This window comes from Bacillus sp. LSHTCR4 (assembly GCF_057197025.1).
This window is the reverse complement of the sequence record NZ_JBXUNO010000001.1, coordinates 920,972-943,860: the sequence shown is the minus strand read 5'-3', so window position 1 is coordinate 943,860 and position 22,889 is coordinate 920,972. Positions and strand designations below refer to the sequence as shown.

The 22,889-nt window shown below is 33.9% G+C and carries 22 protein-coding genes; 2 read left to right on the top strand and 20 right to left on the bottom strand.

Features of this window, described 5'->3' with window-relative positions; translation table 11 throughout:
* Positions 1–61: 61 nt before the first annotated feature.
* Positions 62–1,015 (bottom strand): D-alanyl-D-alanine carboxypeptidase family protein, encoded by a 954-nt coding sequence (locus AC2CGR_RS04820; RefSeq protein ID WP_042515318.1) that lies wholly within the window; start codon positions 1,013–1,015, stop codon positions 62–64.
* Positions 1,016–1,221: 206 nt separating this feature from the next.
* Here AC2CGR_RS04820 and AC2CGR_RS04815 point away from each other — a divergent pair, with 206 nt between their 5' ends.
* Positions 1,222–2,223 (top strand): S66 family peptidase, encoded by a 1,002-nt coding sequence (locus AC2CGR_RS04815; protein WP_131101933.1) that lies wholly within the window; start codon positions 1,222–1,224, stop codon positions 2,221–2,223.
* Positions 2,224–2,365: 142 nt separating this feature from the next.
* Here the strand turns inward: AC2CGR_RS04815 and AC2CGR_RS04810 are convergent, their stop codons facing one another.
* The 15 genes from AC2CGR_RS04810 to AC2CGR_RS04740 all read right to left on the bottom strand — a co-directional run bounded on the left by AC2CGR_RS04810 (position 2,366) and on the right by AC2CGR_RS04740 (position 18,491).
* Positions 2,366–2,812: a DUF6376 family protein gene (locus AC2CGR_RS04810; RefSeq protein ID WP_263704252.1), complete on the bottom strand. Its 447-nt coding sequence runs from the start codon at positions 2,810–2,812 to the stop codon at positions 2,366–2,368.
* Between the two features lie 90 nt (positions 2,813–2,902).
* On the bottom strand, positions 2,903–3,124 hold the full coding sequence (locus AC2CGR_RS04805; RefSeq protein WP_033691611.1) for a hypothetical protein: 222 nt from the start codon (positions 3,122–3,124) through the stop codon (positions 2,903–2,905).
* Positions 3,125–3,252: 128 nt separating this feature from the next.
* Positions 3,253–3,819, bottom strand: a complete 567-nt coding sequence (locus AC2CGR_RS04800) for an acyltransferase (RefSeq protein ID WP_484480582.1) — start codon at positions 3,817–3,819, stop codon at positions 3,253–3,255.
* Positions 3,812–4,942: an aminotransferase class I/II-fold pyridoxal phosphate-dependent enzyme gene (locus AC2CGR_RS04795; RefSeq protein WP_484480581.1), complete on the bottom strand. Its 1,131-nt coding sequence runs from the start codon at positions 4,940–4,942 to the stop codon at positions 3,812–3,814. The genes AC2CGR_RS04800 and AC2CGR_RS04795 overlap by 8 nt, the downstream gene beginning before the upstream one ends.
* A gap of 19 nt (positions 4,943–4,961) precedes the next feature.
* Positions 4,962–7,523 carry a glycosyltransferase gene (locus tag AC2CGR_RS04790; protein ID WP_484480580.1) on the bottom strand — a complete coding sequence of 854 codons (2,562 nt, stop codon included), beginning with the start codon at positions 7,521–7,523 and terminating at the stop codon, positions 4,962–4,964.
* Positions 7,524–7,629: 106 nt separating this feature from the next.
* Positions 7,630–8,778 (bottom strand): hypothetical protein, encoded by a 1,149-nt coding sequence (locus AC2CGR_RS04785; protein ID WP_484480579.1) that lies wholly within the window; start codon positions 8,776–8,778, stop codon positions 7,630–7,632.
* Positions 8,779–8,942: 164 nt separating this feature from the next.
* On the bottom strand, positions 8,943–10,667 hold the full coding sequence (cydC, locus tag AC2CGR_RS04780) for a thiol reductant ABC exporter subunit CydC (protein ID WP_484480578.1): 1,725 nt from the start codon (positions 10,665–10,667) through the stop codon (positions 8,943–8,945).
* A 2-nt stretch (positions 10,668–10,669) separates the two neighbouring features.
* Positions 10,670–12,385, bottom strand: a complete 1,716-nt coding sequence (cydD, locus tag AC2CGR_RS04775; protein WP_484480577.1) for a thiol reductant ABC exporter subunit CydD — start codon at positions 12,383–12,385, stop codon at positions 10,670–10,672.
* A complete protein-coding gene (gene cydB, locus AC2CGR_RS04770; RefSeq protein ID WP_087968210.1) occupies positions 12,385–13,401 on the bottom strand; it encodes a cytochrome d ubiquinol oxidase subunit II in 1,017 nt (338 codons plus the stop codon). The genes cydD and cydB overlap by 1 nt, the downstream gene beginning before the upstream one ends.
* Positions 13,388–14,791, bottom strand: coding sequence for a cytochrome ubiquinol oxidase subunit I (cydA, locus tag AC2CGR_RS04765; protein ID WP_087968211.1), 1,404 nt, complete (start codon positions 14,789–14,791; stop codon positions 13,388–13,390). The genes cydB and cydA overlap by 14 nt, the downstream gene beginning before the upstream one ends.
* 614 nt (positions 14,792–15,405) lie before the next feature.
* Positions 15,406–16,461, bottom strand: a complete 1,056-nt coding sequence (locus AC2CGR_RS04760; RefSeq protein WP_484480576.1) for an LLM class flavin-dependent oxidoreductase — start codon at positions 16,459–16,461, stop codon at positions 15,406–15,408.
* Between the two features lie 120 nt (positions 16,462–16,581).
* Positions 16,582–17,025: a MarR family winged helix-turn-helix transcriptional regulator gene (locus tag AC2CGR_RS04755; protein WP_001205526.1), complete on the bottom strand. Its 444-nt coding sequence runs from the start codon at positions 17,023–17,025 to the stop codon at positions 16,582–16,584.
* Positions 17,026–17,178: 153 nt separating this feature from the next.
* Positions 17,179–17,502 (bottom strand): carboxymuconolactone decarboxylase family protein, encoded by a 324-nt coding sequence (locus tag AC2CGR_RS04750; protein WP_087968214.1) that lies wholly within the window; start codon positions 17,500–17,502, stop codon positions 17,179–17,181.
* 12 nt (positions 17,503–17,514) lie between these two features.
* On the bottom strand, positions 17,515–17,910 hold the full coding sequence (locus tag AC2CGR_RS04745) for a tautomerase family protein (RefSeq protein WP_087968215.1): 396 nt from the start codon (positions 17,908–17,910) through the stop codon (positions 17,515–17,517).
* Positions 17,911–17,951: 41 nt separating this feature from the next.
* On the bottom strand, positions 17,952–18,491 hold the full coding sequence (locus AC2CGR_RS04740; protein ID WP_087968216.1) for a DUF4865 family protein: 540 nt from the start codon (positions 18,489–18,491) through the stop codon (positions 17,952–17,954).
* Between the two features lie 120 nt (positions 18,492–18,611).
* On the opposite strand from AC2CGR_RS04740, the gene AC2CGR_RS04735 reads away from it, so the two are divergent.
* Positions 18,612–19,400, top strand: coding sequence for a LysR family transcriptional regulator (locus tag AC2CGR_RS04735; protein WP_087968218.1), 789 nt, complete (start codon positions 18,612–18,614; stop codon positions 19,398–19,400).
* Between the two features lie 61 nt (positions 19,401–19,461).
* Here AC2CGR_RS04735 and AC2CGR_RS04730 read toward each other — a convergent pair whose 3' ends face one another.
* From AC2CGR_RS04730 to AC2CGR_RS04715, 4 genes are read right to left on the bottom strand one after another with little or no spacing between them, the layout of a single operon-like run.
* Positions 19,462–20,415 (bottom strand): branched-chain amino acid ABC transporter permease, encoded by a 954-nt coding sequence (locus tag AC2CGR_RS04730; protein ID WP_140349818.1) that lies wholly within the window; start codon positions 20,413–20,415, stop codon positions 19,462–19,464.
* 49 nt (positions 20,416–20,464) lie between these two features.
* Positions 20,465–21,325, bottom strand: a complete 861-nt coding sequence (locus tag AC2CGR_RS04725; protein ID WP_087968222.1) for a branched-chain amino acid ABC transporter permease — start codon at positions 21,323–21,325, stop codon at positions 20,465–20,467.
* A gap of 21 nt (positions 21,326–21,346) precedes the next feature.
* Positions 21,347–22,048: a branched-chain amino acid ABC transporter ATP-binding protein gene (locus tag AC2CGR_RS04720; protein WP_087968225.1), complete on the bottom strand. Its 702-nt coding sequence runs from the start codon at positions 22,046–22,048 to the stop codon at positions 21,347–21,349.
* The gene (locus AC2CGR_RS04715; protein WP_087968227.1) at positions 22,026–22,799 is read right to left on the bottom strand and encodes an ABC transporter ATP-binding protein; all 774 of its coding nucleotides are present in this window, start codon (positions 22,797–22,799) and stop codon (positions 22,026–22,028) included. The genes AC2CGR_RS04720 and AC2CGR_RS04715 overlap by 23 nt, the downstream gene beginning before the upstream one ends.
* Between the last annotated feature and the right edge of the window lie 90 nt (positions 22,800–22,889).

Below are 22,889 nucleotides of genomic sequence, written 5' to 3'. Positions count from 1 at the left end.
TACTCGTAATACGTAACAATACATCACCTTTCTTATATGATGATCCAACTCAATATTTCACTTAATTAACTAAGCCAAATGCATAAGACATTAGCTTATTCGTCTCTGTAAAACGCTTTGTTTTACCTTTCGTTCCCATTACAACTGTAATAATACGAGTATCGCCTTGTTTTGCTGTCCCCGTAAAACAATACCCTGCGCTATCTGTGAATCCTGTTTTTAATCCGTCTATTCCTTCTATATATAAAGCTTTATTATTTTTGTTTAACATATCATTTGTACTTATAACATTAATATTATTAAATGCTAACTGACTTTGACGTAAATGAGTTACTTCTAATATTTCTGGATAATCTTTTATAAGATGATACGCCAAGTTTGCTACATCAGCAGCTGTCATCTTCGTCTCACTTCCATCGGGCTCCTGTAGTCCTGAAGCATTTGCGAATTTTGCATAATCCGACATTTTTAACTGCTTTGCTTTTGCATTCATAAGCTGAACGAAATCTTTCTCCGTCTTTGCCATATGTTCTGCTAAAGCTACAGCCGAATTATTTGCTGATTCAATCATTAATGCATGGTATAAGTCTTTTACAGTTAATGTGTCATTAACTTGAACTGGGATTCTCGCCCCCTCTGTTTGTGCCGCTTTCGCACTCATTTTCACCGGATCTTCCCAGCGAACTTTCCCATTATGTACATTTTCTAATAGAAGATATGCTGTCATCATCTTAGACATACTTGCTGGCGCAAAAGCCTCATTTTCATTCTGTTGATAAATAACATCTCCATTACTCGCATCAATAATCATAGCTGCTTTTGCATCAATTTCCGGTGGTATGTATTTTGGTGGCACTACTTTTTCAGTTAACCCTGTTTTAGGTAGTTCTGCCACTTGTAAAGGTTGTCCCTCTACATTCGTTACACTCTTTTGAGTTCCTTGGAATAAGAACCAACATATTCCTAAAACAATGACTACTAGGATCGTCAGCCTTCCCCATTTTAACCGCTTCATTTCAAAACTCCTTTAGCAAACCTTTTATACACTCACATTCAACCATAACAACTTTCCCTTAATATCGTCAAGGTAAAAAGCATATTTATTCATCTACAGCAATTATTATTTCAATGTATTTATGTTACAATAAAAACACTGAAATATAAAAATATTCAATTATAAAATCTCGCGAATAAACTTTTTAATAGAAGGGATTTATACAAATGCTACTTCCAAAATCATTAAAATACGGAGACACAATTGGGATCTACTCACCTTCTTCTCCAGTAACCTACACTTCTCCCAAAAGATTTGAACGAGCGAAATCTTACTTACAACAGAAAGGATTTCATATATTAGAAGGTTCACTAACAGGTCAATATGATTATTATCGTTCAGGTAGCATACAAGAACGTGCCGAGGAACTGAATGCTTTAATAAGAAATCCTAATGTATCCTGTATTATGTCAACAATTGGCGGTCTAAATTCTAATTCCTTATTACCTTATATTGATTATGATGCTTTTCAAAATAACCCTAAAATAATGATTGGCTATTCAGATGCAACAGCTTTATTACTAGGGATTTATGCAAAAACAGGAATCCCTACATTTTACGGCCCGGCACTCGTTCCCTCCTTTGGAGAATTTGAGCCTTTTGTAGATGATACATACAAATATTTTGTAGAAACATTACTGCATGATCAAGCGCTTCCTTACAACATAAAACAACCTTTATTTTGGTCAGACGAATTTATTAATTGGGAAGAGAAAACGAAAGAAAAAGAACTTAGACCAAATAATTGGATTTCTGTAACAAATGGACAAGCTACCGGACGGATAATTGGCGGCAACTTAAATACAATACAAGGAATTTGGGGCAGCTCTTTTATGCCATGTATTCAAGAAGGCGATATTCTATTTATTGAGGATAGCTCAAAAGATGCAGCTACTATTGAAAGAAGCTTTTCATTACTTAAAATTAACGGTGTATTTGATAAAATTTCAGGTATTATTCTTGGAAAACATGAGCAATTTGATGATTGTGGCTCAAATCGCAAACCTTACGAAATACTTTTAGAAGTACTGCAAAACAAAAGAATTCCTTTACTAGCTAACTTTGATTGTTGTCATACCCATCCGATGATTACTATGCCTATAGGTGTTCAAGTGAACCTGGATGCAACCAATAAAACAATACATATTTTAGAAAAATGGAAGATATAAAATGAAACTTTTATCAACTCTTACCAATTGGAATGCCCTGCAAACAGCGTGATAAAAAACACTTATACTATAGGAAGAAAATATAATGAATTTTTCCATTAGACAACATAAAAAGCTCCGTTATTACAACCGGAGCTTTTTATTATTGCCCTAAATTTTGTATCTTATCTTTCAAATCTCGAACTTGATCTACTGTCTGCATAAGCTCAGAGTTTTTAAATTGCTCTACATCGACTTTCCCTTCTTCTATCTTTGTCATCGCCGTATCAATTAACGTATTTAGCTTTTCGTTATATCCGACGATTTGCTGATGAAGATCCTTTGCTACATCAGGTGGCGTTAATTCATTGAAGGCAGGTATATCTTGTTTAATTTCACTAAGTTTTGTTTCTAATTCTTTTCGAGCTTCGCTATCATTAACGGCCTTTTCAGCTAATGCTGGTGCATCATTTGCAAACGCACTTATTTCATTTACATAGTCTGTCGCTTTTTGAGCATAATCTATGGAGTTCTTTCCTTGTTCAACTAGTGAACATCCCATCAAACCAATTGTAACTATACATACTAATAAAATTGATTTTATTTTCATTTTAGGCTCCCTTCGTCTTTATAATTGTCTGTAAGTTTCTCTATCCTAACTTCTAGCTAAATTACTTATAACCTTTTTTCAAATAGCTATTTACCCTCTTACATGCCCGATTACTGTTACAACATCTACTTCTATATGTACGCTAATAATATCTTCAATTATATCCGTATACCCTTGTCCTATAGCTGTTCCATAGTGTAATGTAAGCCCCTTCTTTTCATACACTGACTTTGGTACTGAAAAAATAAATCTCCTCCAGTTTCTTTCATCAGCCGGTTCCATAATTAAAACAATCCCATCCTCATCAAACATATACGCTCGCCCTCCAACTTTACATTCACTATGGCTCAGTATTGCCTTGGTCAGCAAAATTTAAAACATAATAAGTTAAGATACACACTCTGCTGCACCATAAAAATAAAAAACATTCATTCTTTTTGTTAAGAATGAATGTTTTTTAAAAAATCAATTTCTAACTCTAGCATCTTTCTTTGACGAGGTTTTATTTTTCTTACGGGAACTCCAGCATAAATATACCAATCTTCTAAACTCTCTTTCACCATACTCATCGCACCTACTGCCGTGCCTTCTCCTATAGTTACATTTGGAAAAATAATAGAATTAGCACCAATAATCGCATGTTTTTTAAAAATAACTTTTTCTGTTTTCACATTCCTATATTGATTCGGGACGGTTGGCCCCATTAATGTATTCCCACTGAAATCATCAAGTACTGCATATACGATGGTTTTAGCTGAGATATTTGCAAAGTCATGCATTTCAATCCCAACTTCCCCTCCATATAACGCTGTATACGCTGATATATGCGAATAACTTCCAATTGTAATTTTGCCACTTAAAATGCAAAAATCATCAATCCTTACATGATTACCAATTGATATAACACCTGGATTATATATACTTGCTTTTTTACTAATCAATACATTTTTCCCAATAGATAAAAATCCAATTTTCTTTAGTTCTTCTTGGCTATAAAAACTATTCATCTACCGTCCCCACCTTCTGTCCTAAACAGATTACAATTTGTTCTACTATTTCTTCCGTCATTCCTTCCCATAAAGGTAAACTTACTATTCGTTTTGCTATTTTATTCGTTGTTGTTAAATCTGTAGACTTATAGTTTCTAAAAAGAACTTGTTGGTGGCATGATGGCGAAAAGTATAATCTAGCTTCTATTTTCTGTTTTTTCAGTTCTTCTATTACTTGTATGTTGCGAACTTCTTCTGGACAAAGAATAGGCATAAATTGTTGAATAACTGCTTCTGTCTTTTGGACTTTCCATCCTTTTTTCATTAATCCATTACTTTGTAACAATTGTTTATACCATTCAGAAATACGGGTGCGTTCTTTTAATTTTTCATCCCATTTTTTCATAGTTGCAATCCCAATAGCGGCTGCATATTCAGACATTTTACAATTAAACCCCATCATCGTGCATTCACGATTTGTATCAAATCCGAAATTCCCCATGCTTTTAATACGTTGTATATCTTCTTCATTTTTACTATATATGAGCCCTCCTTCACCAATTCCGAAAGGCTTTGTTGCATGAAAACTATATACGATCATCCCACTAAAATCCTGACCATAATGCACGCTTCCATTCATTAATCCGAATCCCGGTGCCGCATCTACGACAACCGGAACACCCTTTTTCTCTAATTCTTCATAGTCTTCTAAGTTCATCCATGAGCCAAAAGTTGCGTATGGGACAACAATCGCAACCTCTTCTTTTAATTCTTCAATCTTATCCAAAAGTACTGTTTTATCCATATACCAATCATCTAGTGAAATATCAATAAAATAAGGTTCCAACCCACACCAAATAGCCGCTAATGGGGTCGCAGGGAATGTAAAACTAGGCATGAGGGCATACTTTCCTTTTTTTCTTTTCTTAAGTTGAATGGCCACCATTAACCCTAACGTTGCGTTTGCTACTGTTGTAACAGCTCCCCTGTTCTGAAAAAATCCCGACATAATTGTTTGTTCAAAACGTTGATTTATAGGTCCGTAATTCGTATATATGTGAGATATATCAATTTCCTTCAATTCATCCAAATACTCAATTACAGGTACAGTTGAAGCACGTAAAAAAGGAATATTCTCCATATCTATCTATTCCTTCCTATCATTTTCGGACAATATAGAGCATATCTGTTTCAGATAAGCCAAATTTCCTAGCACTTTTCATCCCTTCTTTTTCCACTATGTTATATAATTCCACCTTAAACCCCGCATTCATTAATCGTTGAATGAACCCTGATTGATTATAAATTCTCACATGATCTTCTTGACCAAAAGCTAATTTCCTCAATTGTGGAGTTACAATTAATTCATTCTCTATAATAGAATCCACATTCATTACGATGGGTACTTGAATAATTCCCCATCCACCTGGTTTTAGAACCCTATATAACTCTCGCATTGCTTTGCCATCATCAAGAACATGTTCTAATACGTGGCTACATAAAATTACATCAAAAGTATTACTATCATATGTAATGCTTGTAACATCAATTTCCTTCATTAATGGATCCTTTGGCTCTAAATCCCCACATACATACGTAATATTTTTATACTCGTTAAGCCAATCTCTTACATTCGCTTCAGGTGCAATATGAAGCATAGTATATTTTCTACTTAACAAGTCCGTTTCCGTTTCAATGTACACACGATACAACCTTTCACGATCCATCGAACTACAAACTGGACATATCCCTGTATCTTTATTCCACATCTCAAATTTATATTTTGGAAAATCATAATCTGCCGGCCAAGGTGAAAATTTTTCAAATTGTTGATTGCAATATTGACAATAACAACATTCTTTCTCAAACATATGGGCAACTAGTTTGTTTAACCCCTTTTTAATCTTTTCATTATAAATTTGATCTAGTTCTCCATTTCTTACTGCATCCTTAACTATAAATCCCGCATTCTCTAAACAATAGGATAAGCTCTCTTTATAATCTCTTTCAGAACTTAAAAACCCACTATTATATGCATCAATAATTAATTCAATCCATTCTTCAATTGTCATTAAAATAAAATGCATTTGTTTTTGATTTTGTCCACTATGTTGTCTAAAATAACTAAGAGGTTCTTGTATATAAACTACTTTTCCTTTCCTCATCATGTCTAGCCAAGTTGCAATGTCATTAATAGCAGAATAAGCCTTCCCTTTAAAATACCCAAACTTCCCTTCAAACATATCTCGATTAAATAGAACAGTTGTCGGCTCACCCACTATATTTTTTAAATTTTTCAATATGTAATTCCCTAACTCTTTTCCTTCAAAAAGTGTATTTTCTTTCGCAATTTTCATATTCAATGTTGAGGCTGGTAATATCTCTCCGTTCTCATCAATCAGTTCACGATAAGACGTCACAAATGAAATATTTTCTAACGTCAAAAAGTATTTCATCATTCTCTCGATCTTTTCATGATGAAATAAGTCATCATCTAATAAAAAGTTTATATAATCCCCGTTCGCAAGTTCTATACACTTATTAAAGTTTTCAGCAACTAACGGCGTTTCATTTTTAACATATGTAATACACTCATATTCACGTAAATACGGTTGAATCATCGTATTGACTTCATTATTTGTACTGTCGTCAGAAATAATAATTTCAATATTTTCATATGTTTGATTCAGAGCACTATTAAGCGCCAATTCCAAGTAATACGGTCTATTGTACGCAGGAATAAGTATACTTACTTTCGGTAAAGGAGAATTATTATTTATATATTGTTTTTTCTTTTCTATATTTATTTTCTTTTCTTTAATTTTTTGATAATAGTCTAATGTATATAATATTGATGATGGAACAATCCTTCTTGCATAATCTAGAAAATTAGTTATCGCTTTATCTAACTCTTTTTCGTTAGATAAGAAACCATATTTTTCTCCTGCTATAATACTATGTGAAAAATCTTCTAATCCATCCATCATTTTATTAGATTCATTTAACTGTTGATCTGGATGTAATCGAAAGTAACTCAGCGTCTCTGCTATATATACCGCTTTTCCTTTACTTAATAAAGACAACCATGAAGCTATATCTACGTTACAAAGATACCTCCTCTTATCAAAAATCCCATACGGTTCTTGTAAATCATTTTTACGAAATAAAACTGTTGTCGGTTCTCCAATATAATTTTTTTGATCCACAATTACCCTATTTGCTAATTCTGTTCCCTCTATAATCGTATCCTCTTCAAATAAACGGACAGTTGAATAAATATGTCGTAGCTCTTTCCCTTTTTCATCAATTACTTGACGATGGGATGTTACAAGCTTAATTTCATTATCTAAATCATTGAAAAAACAATTTATCATCTTTCTAATTTTATCCACATGAAATATATCATCATCCATTAAAAAATTTATATACTCACCGTTCGCTTCATGAAATAACATAAGCGCATTTTCAAATTGTCCGAGAGTTGACCTGTTTTTTATATAAATAATATTTGAATGATCACATAAGTATTTTTGTAACACCTTTTCTGTTTCGTCATTCGTACTATCATCTCCAACTATAATTTCTATATTAGGGTACGTTTGTTCCAGCACACTACATAACGCCTCTTCAAAGTAGCGAGGACGATTATACGTAGGAATTAATACACTTACTAACGGAAGTTGCTCTACCACCTCTTCAGTACTTTCAATACAAGTGCTCATTTTACTCTCTCACCTCTTCGCATATTATTTATATACGCGACACAAAAATCACATCACTTTAACCGAATGGAGCCTATATACTTTTATGCAGACATGAAACGAAATATCATACTTTTCGTTCTTGAATAAACATATTTAATAACACGGACATTTTATTTGCACCTTTTTTATTCATATGATCACTATCATAAAAATCTTCATCACAAAATAATGGTGAATCAAATAAATCTATAATTTCAAAAGAATATTGAGCTTGAAAATCGTTTATAACTTTATAAAAATCTTCTTTTAATTTCTTACTACTACAATTGAAATAATGTGAAGTAACGGGAAACACAACAATTAATGGCTTTATATCGTTTTTCAACAGTAATTCTAAATATTTCTTAAAAATCATTTTATTTTCAACTAAAGTATGAGGATATGACAATTTAGCATGTGAAGCTGCTCTTATTTTTCCGTGTTCTTCAAAAGGAATGTGAAGAGGAGTGATATTCCATTCAGCATTTATCCAGGGCAGTATCAATGATTCATCTTTTAGTTCGTCTAATAAAGTATATTCAAAATGCAAATTAAAAATAGAAAAAAGTGGTTTCGGAGTATTTAAATGTGAGAATCCATCAGTGGGTAGAGGAGAATGAACTACAGTATGATGACCATCTTGAAACAATGGATAATATACTTTGTGAATTCTATATGATTCAGATGATAACGACATATCAAAGTAAAACGAGAAATAAGCTATTCCTATTATACAATATTGAAAGGAATGATCGCTTGATAGAAGTTGTGACGCTATTAAATAATCATAGTATAGATCTTGCGATGGAAGTGTAAATTTTATTGACTTTTTTGAAAGACACTCTGTACTTATACCACAATGCGGATAAGACAAGCCCGTCGCAAACAATTCATACGTCGAATCACTCTTTGCTTTTTTCATAGAAATGTATAGAGACATAAGATCCGGATTTATTTGATAGATAGAAATTAATTTATTCTTCCATTCATACATGTATTTTGTTAAATTAATAATTTTTGTACTTTGCACGCCCCTGTTTATCAATTCATTTGTAAGTTTTTCTGCGTCCACTCTCCAAATGACTATATATTGAAAAGAATTTTCTATTTGAACAATAGCTGAAACGTCTACAACATAAACGATTGTTTTACATTTATTTTTGTCTAATACATTTTGAATCTTCTCCCTTGATAATTCATCACTTAAAACAATAATTTTATACTGCTCCTTCATGTATATCCCCTCCATTATATGTATAATATAAAATTCATTTTTCATTCGTAACAATCATATGCATTTGCCATCCATCATTAAAACAGAATAGAATATTCATTTCAAAACAAAAAAATAGCTCCACCATTAGGCGTAGCTATTTTTCCATTACATACTTAATAAAATTATATTCCTTTGTCTAACTCATAAAGCATACGATACTTTTCGTTTTCTTTCAGAAGTTGTTCATGACTACCTTGCATCACAATTTGACCATGATCAAGGAATATTACTTCATCAACATGCTCCATTCCTACAAGATGGTGCGTAATCCAAATTACTGTCTTTTCTTCCGTTGCAGAAAACATTGTTTCTATTAAAGATAATTCTGTCTTTGGATCTAAACCGATTGTAGGTTCATCAAGTACAATAATTGGAGCTTCTTGCATGAGCGTTCTAGCAAAAGCAACCCGTTGTCTTTCTCCGCCAGAAAACCTTTTTCCCATTTCATGCATTTTTGTTTGCAATCCGGCTGGAAGAGAAACTATATGCGAAGCTAATTGTGCTTTCTCTAAAGCTGTCCATATCTCTTCATCCGTAGCCTCTGGTTTACCGATTCGTACATTATTTCCAATTGTCGTATCGAATAAATGCGGCTTTTGATTCAATACAGAAATATATTTTGATAAAAGATTCGTATGAGCATGTTCACTATTCAATAAAACTTCACCCTGTAACGGGCTTAGCGCACCTGTTAACAATTTTAACAAAGTAGATTTTCCTGTTCCGCTTCTTCCTAAAATGGCGATTTTCTTTCCTGCCTTTATTTCCAGTGATACTTCTTTCAATACAAATTCATTACTATCTGGGTAACTATACGATACATGATTTAATTCAATGTCTATATGTTTTGATGCAACATAATCTTTATCTCCATGTAATTCCTCTTCATCCTGTAAAACACTATCACCTTCTACTTGATTTAGACGATGAGCAGATTCTACATATGATGGAATTCGATCGATAGCATCTGAAAGAGGAATAAGCGCGTTTGTGACTGATAACGTCATTAAGACGAAAGCCGCAATAACGGTAGGTGCAATCTGTTCACTTGCCGCCTCATTTCCAGTCCATATGATCATTGCAATAACTACAATCCCCACTACTAATTGAATGATACTGTCCCGAATATGATTCCAGCGTTTCATTCTTTTTTCCGTTTTTAACAACTGATTATTTTGCTCTACATACTTATCAATGAATTCATCTTTTCTACCACTTGCTTGCCAATCTGATAATCCAAAAACAGCGTCTGTTAATTGTTGATATAAACGGCTTCTTCCTTGTTTTAAAGTAACATGATGTTGCTTCATTAAAAGTAATGATACAAATGGAAGCAGAAAAACGATAATCGCTAACATACACCCCGCAATAAGTGCAAACACTACGTCAAATGCACCGATAATAAGTACGAATATGCTATATACAACTAATGCTAATATGCTAGGAAATATTGTACGTAAATATAGGTTTTGCAAATGCTCTATATCTTCGGATAATACACCTAACATATCGCCCGTTTGAAATCGTGAACGGAAAAATAACGCCTGCGGTTCTACTATTCTATATAGTTTCGTTCTCATTTTTTCTAATATGCGTAGTACGACATCGTGTCCAACTAAACGCTCTAAATAATGAAATACCGCTTGTCCTATACTAAACGCACGTGTTGCAACAATAGGAACATATACAGCCATTACATTTTCTGGTCTAAGAGCAGATTTAGAGATTAAATAACCTGAAATGAAAAGTAACATCGCACCTGAACTAACTCCAAGAAGACCAAGGAAAATAGTTACAGTCATTCTACCTTTATTTTGCTGTATATAAGGTTTAATCCAGTTACTCATCTCTATTCCCTCTCTTTCCTGTGAAAATGTAATGCCTCATTCTTTACAAGTTCTTCATACGTTCCACTTTCTATCATTTTCCCTTCATTTAAAATAAGAATATGATCCATCTGTTTCATCCAGTGAAGACGATGTGTTGCAAGAAATACTAACTTACCTTCAAACAGACGTAACATCGCTTGTTTTATTTCAAATTCAGTTTCAATATCAAGATGTGCCGTAGGCTCGTCTAATAAAATAATTGGCTTTTTACTTAAAAGTGCACGCGCCATAGCGACACGTTGTTCTTGTCCACCACTAAGCATACGTCCACCTTCTCCAATTCTTTCGTACATTCCATTCGGAAGCGATGCAACGAGCGTATGAAGACCAACTTCATTAATAACTCTTTCCACTTCTTCATCAGTTGTATTTGTTTCATAGAAACAAATGTTATCTTTTAATGAAAACGGGAAAATATAAGGTTGCTGCGGAATATAAGCAATATTCTTTTGCCACTCTTCACGAGTAGCCCCTTCAATTTCCACACCATTTACGATCATCTTTCCACCCGAAGGAGTTAAAAATCCTGCTAATACGTCGATTAACGTTGATTTCCCTGCCCCACTTTCACCAATTACACCTATAGCGCCGGTGCCTCTCCAAGTAAAATCAATTCCCTCTAATATAGCTTTTTCAGATTCATCACTCTTTACTTTTACATCTTGTAATTTCAAGTTACTAGAGGAATTCCATATTAAATCTACATTTGATTCTTTCTTTCCTATTTCTTTTTGTTGCTGTAAAATCTCTTCTATTTGCTCCATTGCAAGTTGTCCATCTAACGTAGCATGATAATTCGCTCCAACTTGTTTAATCGGCAGAAAATATTCCGGAGCTAAAATTAAAATCGTAAGGGCTGGCAATAGTACAATTGTCCCATCTATTAAACGTATCCCTAATCCGACCGCTACAAATGCTATGGATAAGCTCGTAAAGAAATCTAATGCAAAAGAAGAAAGAAAAGCAACTCGCAAAGTACGCATCGTTGCTTTTCTATACCTTTTACTTACTTTTTCAATCTTTCCCTCGTGCTGCTTACTTTTTCCTAAATACTTTAATGTTTCTAATCCTTTTAACGTATCTACAAAATGATTAGAAAGAACACGATATGTTTCATATTGGCTATCCGCCATTTTCTGCGCTGCTAATCCTAGTAGGATCATAAAAATAATTACGATAGGAATCGTTACAACTAAAATGATTCCAGACTCAATATCTAACGTAAAAACATATAGTACAATTAGTCCTGGCACGATACTACTTCTAATCATTTTAGGAATTGTTAATTCAATATATGTTTTAAATTTCTCAATACCTTCAATCGATAAGGTAACCAGATGACCTGTTCCAGCAGTTTGAACATACCGTGGACCTAATGTGAAATACGCCTCTATTAATTGTTTTCGCAGTAGCGATCCTGTTTTTTCAGCGAAACGTTCCACTAATATTTGCGATATTCGAACTAGCATGTGACGTACTGCAAACGTGATTCCAAAATAAACCGTTTCATTTAACACAGATTGCACTGTTTCTCCTTGAAATAAAAACGTAATAGCCCGCGCTAAAAACACTGTTTGCGCAATAATACTTATAGCTTCTAAAATGCTAATGATTGTTAACACTACATATAAAACTCGGCTACCAGGATACGATGGAAGTCCTCTTTTTCTTTTCATTAGTACTCCAAATCTTTATCTGACTTAACAGGTTGTCTAAACACATAGAAACTCCATATTTGACTTCCCAAAACAAACGGCAATATAGCAATTGAAAAATACGTCATCAGTTTTAGTGCATAATCTCCCGATGCTGCATTATAAATTGTTAAATCGTATATTGACCCTAACGAGCTAATTAAGACACGTGGGAACATGCCGGCAAACACACTCGCACTTAGTAAAATGATTGTTAAACTCGTCATAACGAAAGCCCAACCATCTCTTCTTCTTTTATTTAATAATGTTGACGCACATAATGCTACAAAAGCTCCGATTGGAACCATAATCCACTCTGTACCATGACCAGTGAATATATCTGTTTTCCATAACCCTACACCGGCAAAAATAAGAAGTGCTATAATTGTAAGCGGTGCAATTTTCAACGCAGCAATACGTGCACGTTCTCTTAACTTACCAGTTGTACGTATAGTAAGGAATTGCAAGCCGTGAACAATACATAGCAGAAGGAACATAACTCCTCCAAGTAATGCAAATGGATGTAGTAATTGTAAGAATCCACCTACAGCATTTTTCGTCTCATCAATTGGAATACCTACCATAAAGTTAGCAATGGCAACTCCCCAAAGGATAGGCGGTAGTAAACTTCCTAAAAACATACCCCAATCCCAAAAACCTTTCCATTTATGATTGTCTATTTTCGCACGGAATTTAAAGGAAACACCTCTAATAATTAAAGCAAGAAGCATAAACACAAAAGGAATGTAAAACCCACTAAATAAAGTTGCATACCAGTGCGGGAATGCCGCGAACATAGCGCCACCTGCACAAACAAGCCATACTTCATTCGCGTGCCAAAATGGACCAATTGTATTTAAATATATTCTTTTCTCTAAATCGTTTTCTCCTAAAAACCTTGAAACTATACCTACACCGAAATCGAAACCTTCAAGTACAAAGAAGCCAACGAATAAAACTGCAATAATAATAAACCACAACTCATTAAGAGATAACATACTCATCCTCCTTATCAAATGGATCATGGCTTTGAGAATCCTGTTTCGCTTTCTTATTCTCATGTCCTTTAATGATACGAACGAATAAGTAAACTGTAATTCCACCTATAATTAAATATAGTGATGTGAACGAAACTAAAGAGAATAACACTTCTCCGAACGTAACATTTGGAGATACAGCATCTTCCGTTTTCATAACACCGAAAACTACCCAAGGTTGACGTCCCATTTCAGTCATAATCCATCCTACTGTATTACCGATAAACGGTAGTGAAATTGCATACACCATTAATTTTAAATACCAAGTTTTTTCAACTAATCGATCTTTTCTCGATAAGAACCATCCGTACGCTCCTAGAAGAAGCATAAATGTTCCACTCATTACCATCGCTCTAAAACTCCAGAACATAGTGTGTACCGGTGGAATATAATCTCCGGGCCCATATTTTTCTTCATATTGCTTTTGAATTTGATTCATCCCTTCTACTTGACCGCTAAATTTATCATATGATAATAGACTTAGCATATAAGGGATTTGAATTTCAAACGAGTTTTCTTGCTTCTCTGCATCAATTTTCGCAAATACTGTAAATGGCGCTGGATCCTCACTCGTATTCCATAACGCTTCAGCTGCTGCCATTTTCATTGGGTGTGTCTTAATTAATTGTTGTGCTTGCGCATGACCAAAGAATAGTACTAGCGCAGTTGTAAGTGTTCCAACAATGATAGAAATGCGGAACGATTTTTTAAACACTTCAGTTTCTTGAGCTTTCGTTATTTTCCATGCACTCACACCTGCAATAAAGAATGCACCAGTTGCAATTGCCGCTGTAATTGTATGCGGGAATTGTACCCATAATTGTGGGTTTTGAATAATCGCTAAGAAATCATTCATTTGTGCACGTCCATCTGCTGCCATTTCATATCCTACTGGCGATTGCATAAATGCACTTGCAGTTAAAATCCAAAATGCTGATAACATTGTTCCAATTGAAAGGAGCCAAATACATAAAAGGTGAATGCGCTTCGGTAATTTATCCTCACCGAATACCCATAAACCTAAAAATGTAGACTCAATGAAAAATGCTAATAAACCTTCAATCGCAAGTGATGGACCAAACACATCACCTACGAAACGTGAGTAGGTTGACCAGTTCATACCAAACTGAAATTCTTGTAGAATACCAGTTACTACACCTACCGCAAAGTTAACAAGGAATATTTGCGTCCAAAACTTCGTCATCTTCTTATAAATTTCTTGTCCCTTTACCACATATAACGTTTGCATTAACGCAATGATAAAAGCTAAACCAATAGACAGCGGAACAAAAAAGTAATGGAAAATCGTTGTTGATGCGAATTGTATTCGTGCCAATTCGAGCGTTTCCATACTACAATCACTTCCTTCATAATTTTTTATATCGTAATTTCGATTGAGTTGTATTCATAAAACAACAAACCTTAGAAATATAGAAAGATAAATTTGTTTATGTACTTTTAGAAAATATAAATTTTCAGTTTTCAAGATAATTACAAATGAACTTTCTCATAAAATTTACCTTTTCACTATTTCAGTAGTGTTTTATTCGTTAATCGAATTGTATAATATACCTGCATAGTAAATTCAGCTGATTTTTGACGTATTATTGACATCATTTTGTCTGAAATATGTCTTTTGTCATTTTTTTGAATTAGATTTTTCTCATTAATAAAATGTATTTTTTTAATATAAGACTTACTTTCATATCGATAAAATAATCATTTCTCTCTTCATACACTTGACTTTCACGCAAAAAAATGTCCTCTAAACTCACGAAGAAATCAGTTGGTTTTTTGTCAAGAAAAAAATATATTTCTAAAATTCAAACACGAAATAATGTTATTCAAAAATAGAAAACATCCTCCCTTTCCCTATACTAAAAATTCATTTTTTTGTCATTTTTCCAAACGAAATTCATACATAAAAAATACCGAGAATCAATTAGACTCTCGGTATTTTTTATATTATTTTGCTGTATGTTTTCTAATAGCCGGTAAAATTTCAGTAGCAATTAGCTCGATGTTTTTCTCAATTTTATCAAATGGTACGCCACCAAAATCAATTTGTGCCATAAAGCGTTGTTGCCCAAACAATTCATATTGGTAAAGCATTTTTTCAATAATTTGTTGCGGGCTACCAACCATTAACGCGTCACGGTAATCTACCGCATTTGTAAATTGTTCTTTCGGATACTCACCACCGCGTAGCGTAAGCATACCAGCATTAATATGAGGATAGTATTCGCTAAATGCATCTTGTGAATTTTTTGCTGTATAAAATAAACTCGTTGTTGCAACTGGCAAACTTGCTGGATCAAATCCACTTTGCGCAGCCGCCTCACGGTAAGCATCTACTGATCCTTTAAAGTTAATAGCTGGACCACCTAGTGTTGTTATCATCATTGGCACACCCGCACGTCCTGCTTTAATCGCACTAGCTGGTGGGCCACCAACTGCACGCCAAATTGGTAAGTTATTATTTTTAGCTCTTGGAATAACCGCTGCATGTGCAAGTGGTGCTCTAAACTGTCCATTCCATGTTACATGTTCCTCATTATTAATTTTTAATAAAAGATCCATCTTCTCTTCAAATAATTCTTCATAATCATTTACGTCATAACCAAGTAAACTATATCCCCCAATACGTGATCCACGACCAGCCACGATTTCTGCACGTCCATTAGAAATCATATCAATTGTAGCAAAGTCCTCATATACTCGTACCGGATCAGACGTACTTATTATCGTTGCTGAACTTGCAATTTTTATATTTTTCGTAGCTTGTGCAATCGCTCCTAAAATAACTGTATGAGCTTGCGTTGTAAAATGCGTTTGATGACTTTCACCGACAGCAAATACATCAAGTCCAGCTTCATCGGCTAACTTAGCTGTTTCAATTAATTCATGAATTCTTTGTTCTGCACTAATTTTCTCTCCATTATGCGGATTTAAAACGTGATCCCCAATTGAATATAATCCAAACTCCATTCCTTTACTTGTATCCATACGGTATTTTTCCATCATTACTCTCTCCTTTGATGAGATGTTATTAGTTTCTCTTTTAAAAACATTTGTAAATCAAATGTTTTTCCCTATTGCTTACAACATCACTTGATTAGTCAATTCATAGCGTAAAAAAAATTACTCTTGCGGTAATTCTTTTTTTTCACTATGCTTATGAACTTTCGTCATTAGCTCGTATAACATTTTCTGTTCCTCTTCATTTAATACGTCATCAAAAAATGATGATTGAAATGCAAGTTGCTCTGGCAATGCTCTCTCTAAAGCTGCTTCTCCTTGCTCTGTAAGACTAATCGTTTTCGTTTTCCAATCTTGTTTTCGTACTATATATCCTTCTTTTTCAAGACGTGTTAACATTCGAGAAATACCGCCCTGTGTAACAGTTACCTTTTCTGCTAACTCCATTTGTGTTAATGGCTGATACGTACGTATTTGCAAAAGCACATCAAATTGAGCAGTCGTTAAATCAAAACGTTTTAAAAACTCATTTGACATCTGATTACTTTGGTTCGTAAATCGTATTAAACGTAACCATATTAATGATCCTATCGTATTATCACGCATATTTGATCACTTCCTATCGTGAATCTTACTATCACTTTACTACGCAAGTGATAAAAAAGCAAGAGAAAAAGTGAAAAATATCTGATTAGAGTATTACATAAATAACGATAAGAAAGAATTCATGTTTAAGTGAATTTTTTCTTATCGTTATTCTTAACTTTCCATTTCAATCATTGCTATATGTAAAGCTACCACCGCTTTTGGCCAACCAACATAAAAAGCCATATGTGTTATTAAAGCAATCATTTCATTTTCCATAATTCCATTTTGCTTTGCCAGCCGCAAATGAAATGGTAATTGTTCTGTCTGATTAAGACTAATTAATGCCGCCACTGTACATAAACTTCTTTCTCGTAATGTTAAAGTGTCATCCCGCCACACTTCCCCGAACAATATCTCTTCACTATAATGTGCAAATGCAGGTGCCTTTTCTCTCATTTTCTTTTGAATACAATATTCAATGGATTCATTCATCATTTCTCTCCCCTTTCATTTCACTAATTGCGCCAATCCTTTACCAAACGACCAATTTTCAGCGGCTGTCTCGTTAAGTGTAATAAAAATGTCTGCACTTTTTATACTAGAACATTCAGAAACCCTCAAAGATATTGACTGATACAGATCGCGTTTCTGTTTTATCGTTCTTCCCGGTCCACATGTAATAGAAACATAAATCATATTCTCTGTTCTCTTTTCTCCTCTTTCTAACAAATAATATGGATCATATAAAAATTGATTTTGTTGATAAGGTAAAAACATTTCAAAAAAATCATTTTCAGGGATATTAAAATGTTTAATTAATGAAAGATGAATACATTCACCTATCTTTTTCAATTCTTCTTCATTTAATATATTTTCATGATAATAAACGTTCACAAAAGGCATACATTTTCATTCCTTTTTCTTAATTTAACTTCAACATATCTTCATCGTGAAATGTGCAAAACCTCATATACTGTAGTACCTTTATTCGATACCATCTCAGGCTTTTCTTCATAAAAATTAAACTGGCTATATCCCCATTTATCTGGATTATATACTACTACATTGCCTAAACAATTCTCTACCTTTTGATCCACAATGGTAGATTGAATCCCAATCAATGATTCACTTTGAGAAATACTTCCTTCATATTCAACAACATATCTACATTTCTTGAAATCATTTTTTAAATTAACAACTAATGGAACACCTATATTTATTTGTTGCCATCCAAAAGATTGTAAAATATTATCGTAATACCCTTCAAAGATAAATTTGTTCATTCCTTCATGGCCATTCCAAATATATAAAGGTGCATAACAGTTATAGAAATCCCCATGCTTACCTGACTCAGTAATTAAATATGCTTTGAAATTCAATTCTTGAAAACCATCCGTTTTATGTCCATTATCCTCTACCCTTTTCCTAATAATCTCCATGTCATAATCCTTTGGCAAAATGACCTTATATTGCATTCCAATCATATTTATCACTCACTTTCTATCTTATATACACAATGATAAAGCGATGACTGGCTAACGTAAAATAGGTATAAATTATGTTTGGTATCATTTATAATGATATTGTATAAGGGGCTGTGATAAATGGAAATCAATGATCTTATTATATTCAAAACTGTAGCTAGCGAAGGTTCTATTAGTAAAGCTGCGAAAGAATTAGGTTATGTTCAACCGAACGTAACTGAAAGAATTAAAAAATTAGAACAAGAGTTAGAAACACCTTTACTACATAGAGATAACAAAGGCGTTTCGTTGTTACCTCCTGGTGACATTTTATTAGACTACACGAATCAAATATTAACTTTAGTAGAAGAAGCGAAAGACAAAATTAAAACGAGTGGGTCTTCTTATATAATCGCGACTTCACAATCGATTTTGACTAATTATGTAAGTAAGCGCATTAAAGAAAATTTCAGGAATTATCAAATATATGTAGAAAATAGTAGTCATTTGCAAAAATTACTGCAGCAACAAAAAGTTGATATGGTCATTACTTATGAGGATTACCCGGACACAGCGTTTAAAAAAGTATTTTCCACTTCAATTTCTACAGGTTTATTAAAAGCCAAAGAAAAGTATACCGTTGACTATTCAAAGGAACTCTTCTTCGTTAGCAATGACAAAAAGTGCCCTTTTAGAAATAAGACGATACAATTTCTAAAAGAAAATAATTTATCTCAGCGTCAACTTCAACAACTAGATTCTTATTCGCTTATGGAAGAGTTTATTCAGGATGGAAAAGGGGTAGCCTTTTTACCGATTAATAATGATAAATTGGTACCAATTGAAGATGTTCCAATTGAGAAATTAACTGTTCATTTCTTTACAAATCAAAACTCTTTAAAACAAATCCCTGATGAATTATTTAATTAATAAAAGATCCCTCCTTTACGAATCTAAAAGAGGGATTTTCATATTTTATACAATCGATTTTTCACACGTTTTGCTCCACTTCTGCACTTTTCTCCTTCTTACTCCGCTTCGTATTCTTCAACCTCTTAACCGTGCCAACTAATCCTTTCGGAAAAGCTAGCAATACGATAATGTACAATAAACCAAGGATAATCGTCCATCGTTCAAAGATCGGATACTCTGTAGCTAGTTCTGATAAATAATATTTCAGTGATTCAATAATTCCGGCCCCAGCAATTGCCCCTATTAACGTTCCAACGCCTCCAATCATTGTCATCAATAATGCATTTAATGTCATTTCAATTGAAAATACAGTTGTATTAACAAAGCGTAGTGTAATAACAAATAAACCACCGCTAATCGCAGCTACTACTCCTGCAACAATGCTAGCAATAATTTTATAATGAAGAACTTTATATCCTAATGCTTCAACACGTTGCTCATTTTGTGAAATTGCCTTTAATACTTTTCCAATAGAAGATTTGGTGAAAAGACGTAGTAGAATGAAAATGAAGAGTAAACATATAAGTGTTACATAATAAAACGTAAAACGATCACGGAATAAGTCTGGTACACCAAATGTAAAACCATCCCCTCCGTGAGTGAGCCCACGCCATTTTTCAGCAAGAACGAAAAACAACTGTGAAATAGCAAGTGTTAACATTGCATAAAAATGACTTTTTAACCGTAAAGAAAGCAAACCGATTATATAACTAACAATTGCTGAAATGATAATTGCAGCTACTATCCCTATAAAAAAGTTCGTTATGGATACTCCTTGTCGATCAAATAAAAGCGCTACGCCATATGCTCCTATTCCAAAGAACATACAATGGCCGAACGATACAATTCCGGTATATCCAAGCAATACATCAAAACTCATTGCAAAAATAGCAAAGATGAAGATTTGAGTGAACAAAATTAACAAGCTCCGTGAATCATTTACGAATGGAAATACACTTAAACAAATGAGCAAACATACTCCGAAGTATACTTTAATTCGATTTGATGTGCTGTTCACCATTTCACCCCTTTTCACCAACAAGTCCATTTGGCTTCACGATTAAGAAAAACAGTAGCATTAACATATTGATTGCAAGTGATAAATCCGGTATAAAATACGCTGTAAAAGCACCCGCTAATCCGACAATTAAAGAAGCGATTGCTGAACCTTGTACGCTTCCTAACCCTCCAATGATTACTACGATGAAAGCCAAAATCGCATACTGCATACCCATCTCGGCGAAAATAACGCCCGAATACGGTGCTAATAAGAAGCCTCCCAACGCTGCCATTCCTGCGCCTAATAAAAAGACGAAAGAAAATATCGCTTTTACGTTAATACCGAGCGCTTGAACCATCTCTTTATCCATTACGCCTGCGCGTATCATAAGACCTACCTTTGTTCTTTTGAGCAATAATAGTAAGGCAATATAAATGATGATCCCAATTAAAATAACAAATAGACGATATTTAATTAATATAATGCCTTCAAATGTATAGCTGCCTTGTAACCATAACGGTAATTTCGCCCCAATTGGATTTGGCCCCCAAAATACTTTAATACATTCACTAAGTACAAGCATTCCTCCAAGCGTCACAAGAAGCTGTCGAACATGATTTCCATATACCGGTCTAATAAGGAATCTTTCTAAAATGAATCCAAGAAACATCCCCATAGCAATTGCTCCAATTAACGCTAATACATAACTACCTGTCATATTAAATAGCCAAACACCTGTAAACGCTCCCCACGCAAATAAACCACCATGTGCGAAGTTTAGAACGCTCATTAAACCGAAAATAAGTGAAAGACCTGATGCTAATAAAAAAATGAGCATCCCTGTTGAAATCCCATTTACAAATAAATTGATTAACACATCCATCCTTCTCACCCCGGATTCATGTTAAGAGATTCCTAAATATTTGTGACACATTTCCTTATCCTCTTTTAATTCATACATAAAACCGTTATGAACAATTCTTCCGTTATCCATAATATAAAAGTAATCACCAATTTGACTAGCCATCATAAAGTTTTGTTCAACGAGTAAAACTGTTGTTTTCTCCTTCATTTTTAAAATAGCTATCATTAACTTTTCTATCATTATGGGGGACAAGCCTTTACTCGGCTCATCAATAAGTAATAAACCATCACTATTAATAAATGCTCTTGAAATTGCTAGCATTTGCTTTTGTCCTCCGCTTAATAGTCCGCTTTTTTTATGCCAAAACTGCTTCAAATCTGGAAATAGTTCAAGCATCCACTCAATTTTCTCTTCCGCTTCTTCGCCCTTCCCTCTGGCAAGAGCAAATGTTTCTTCTACTGTTAGATCGTGAAAAATACCTTGATTTTCTGGTACATACCCTATTCCTTTTCTTGAAATTAAATGTGTAGATAGTCCATTTACTTGTGTACGATCATAATAAATTTCACCATGTGCGATATGGTGAAATCCCATAACCGAACGTAATGTCGTAGTCTTTCCTGCCCCATTTCTTCCAAACAGTACAGTAATCGTCCCTTTCTCAACAGCAAGAGACACCCCTTGTAAAATATGAAACTGATCTAAATACGTCTCTATATTATTTACTTGTAATAGTGCCACTATATAATCCCCCTAAATAAGCACTTTGTACACGCTCATCTTTCATCATTTCTTCGGGCAAACCTTCAGCCAATAGCTCTCCATGGAATAAAACGATAAGATGGTCTGACAAACCTAGTACCATATCCATTTTGTGTTCAATTAGTACAATTGTGCTCTCTGGATGTTTCTTAATATTTTCAATCACTTGTAAAATAGCCGGTACCTCCTCAACTGATATACCTGCCGTCGGCTCATCAAGTAGTAACACATCCGTTTTTAAAGCTAATAACATCGCAAGCTCTAACTTTCGTTTTTCCCCATGTGCTAAATCTTTCGCTAATACATGTTCTTTCTCATGAAGTAATACTGTTTTTAAGAAACGTCTCGCCTCTCCAACTTGTTGCTTACATTTTGCTGAACTTGGAAAAAAACTATAGTAATCTTGCACGAATGATTGAACACTTAAACGAACATTTTCAAGTACCGTTAACTCTGGGAATATATTTGTAAGTTGAAAAGAACGACCAATTCCTAATCGAGTTCGATCTGAAATTGATAACTTTGTAATCTCTTGTCCTTTAAAATATACTTCACCCTTTGTTGGAGAAATTTGTCCACTTAGTAAATTAAATAACGTTGTCTTTCCTGCACCGTTTGGTCCAATAATGGAAATGAGCTTTCCTTTTTGTACTGTTACATTCACATCCTTAATAACATGATGCTCGCCAAAAGACACGCTAAGATTTTTCGTTTCAAGCAAATGTGTCACGAAATCCCTCCCTTTAAAGCTTTAAATTTGAAAGAAATACGTATAAAGAGGGTGTCACCCTCTTTATATAAAAACAACAGAAAATTCAGT

Bases quoted from the DNA above. Each gene is read 5' to 3' on its own strand.
- AC2CGR_RS04820 (WP_042515318.1), bottom strand. From the start codon at position 1,015: ATGAAGCGGTTAAAATGGGGAAGGCTGACGATCCTAGTAGTCATTGTT.
- AC2CGR_RS04815 (WP_131101933.1), top strand. From the start codon at position 1,222: ATGCTACTTCCAAAATCATTAAAATACGGAGACACAATTGGGATCTAC.
- AC2CGR_RS04810 (WP_263704252.1), bottom strand. From the start codon at position 2,812: ATGAAAATAAAATCAATTTTATTAGTATGTATAGTTACAATTGGTTTG.
- AC2CGR_RS04805 (WP_033691611.1), bottom strand. From the start codon at position 3,124: ATGTTTGATGAGGATGGGATTGTTTTAATTATGGAACCGGCTGATGAA.
- AC2CGR_RS04800 (WP_484480582.1), bottom strand. From the start codon at position 3,819: ATGAATAGTTTTTATAGCCAAGAAGAACTAAAGAAAATTGGATTTTTA.
- AC2CGR_RS04795 (WP_484480581.1), bottom strand. From the start codon at position 4,942: ATGGAGAATATTCCTTTTTTACGTGCTTCAACTGTACCTGTAATTGAG.
- AC2CGR_RS04790 (WP_484480580.1), bottom strand. From the start codon at position 7,523: ATGAGCACTTGTATTGAAAGTACTGAAGAGGTGGTAGAGCAACTTCCG.
- AC2CGR_RS04785 (WP_484480579.1), bottom strand. From the start codon at position 8,778: ATGAAGGAGCAGTATAAAATTATTGTTTTAAGTGATGAATTATCAAGG.
- cydC (WP_484480578.1), bottom strand. From the start codon at position 10,667: ATGAGTAACTGGATTAAACCTTATATACAGCAAAATAAAGGTAGAATG.
- cydD (WP_484480577.1), bottom strand. From the start codon at position 12,385: ATGAAAAGAAAAAGAGGACTTCCATCGTATCCTGGTAGCCGAGTTTTA.
- cydB (WP_087968210.1), bottom strand. From the start codon at position 13,401: ATGTTATCTCTTAATGAGTTGTGGTTTATTATTATTGCAGTTTTATTC.
- cydA (WP_087968211.1), bottom strand. From the start codon at position 14,791: ATGGAAACGCTCGAATTGGCACGAATACAATTCGCATCAACAACGATT.
- AC2CGR_RS04760 (WP_484480576.1), bottom strand. From the start codon at position 16,461: ATGGAAAAATACCGTATGGATACAAGTAAAGGAATGGAGTTTGGATTA.
- AC2CGR_RS04755 (WP_001205526.1), bottom strand. From the start codon at position 17,025: ATGCGTGATAATACGATAGGATCATTAATATGGTTACGTTTAATACGA.
- AC2CGR_RS04750 (WP_087968214.1), bottom strand. From the start codon at position 17,502: ATGATGAATGAATCCATTGAATATTGTATTCAAAAGAAAATGAGAGAA.
- AC2CGR_RS04745 (WP_087968215.1), bottom strand. From the start codon at position 17,910: ATGCCTTTTGTGAACGTTTATTATCATGAAAATATATTAAATGAAGAA.
- AC2CGR_RS04740 (WP_087968216.1), bottom strand. From the start codon at position 18,491: ATGATTGGAATGCAATATAAGGTCATTTTGCCAAAGGATTATGACATG.
- AC2CGR_RS04735 (WP_087968218.1), top strand. From the start codon at position 18,612: ATGGAAATCAATGATCTTATTATATTCAAAACTGTAGCTAGCGAAGGT.
- AC2CGR_RS04725 (WP_087968222.1), bottom strand. From the start codon at position 21,325: ATGGATGTGTTAATCAATTTATTTGTAAATGGGATTTCAACAGGGATG.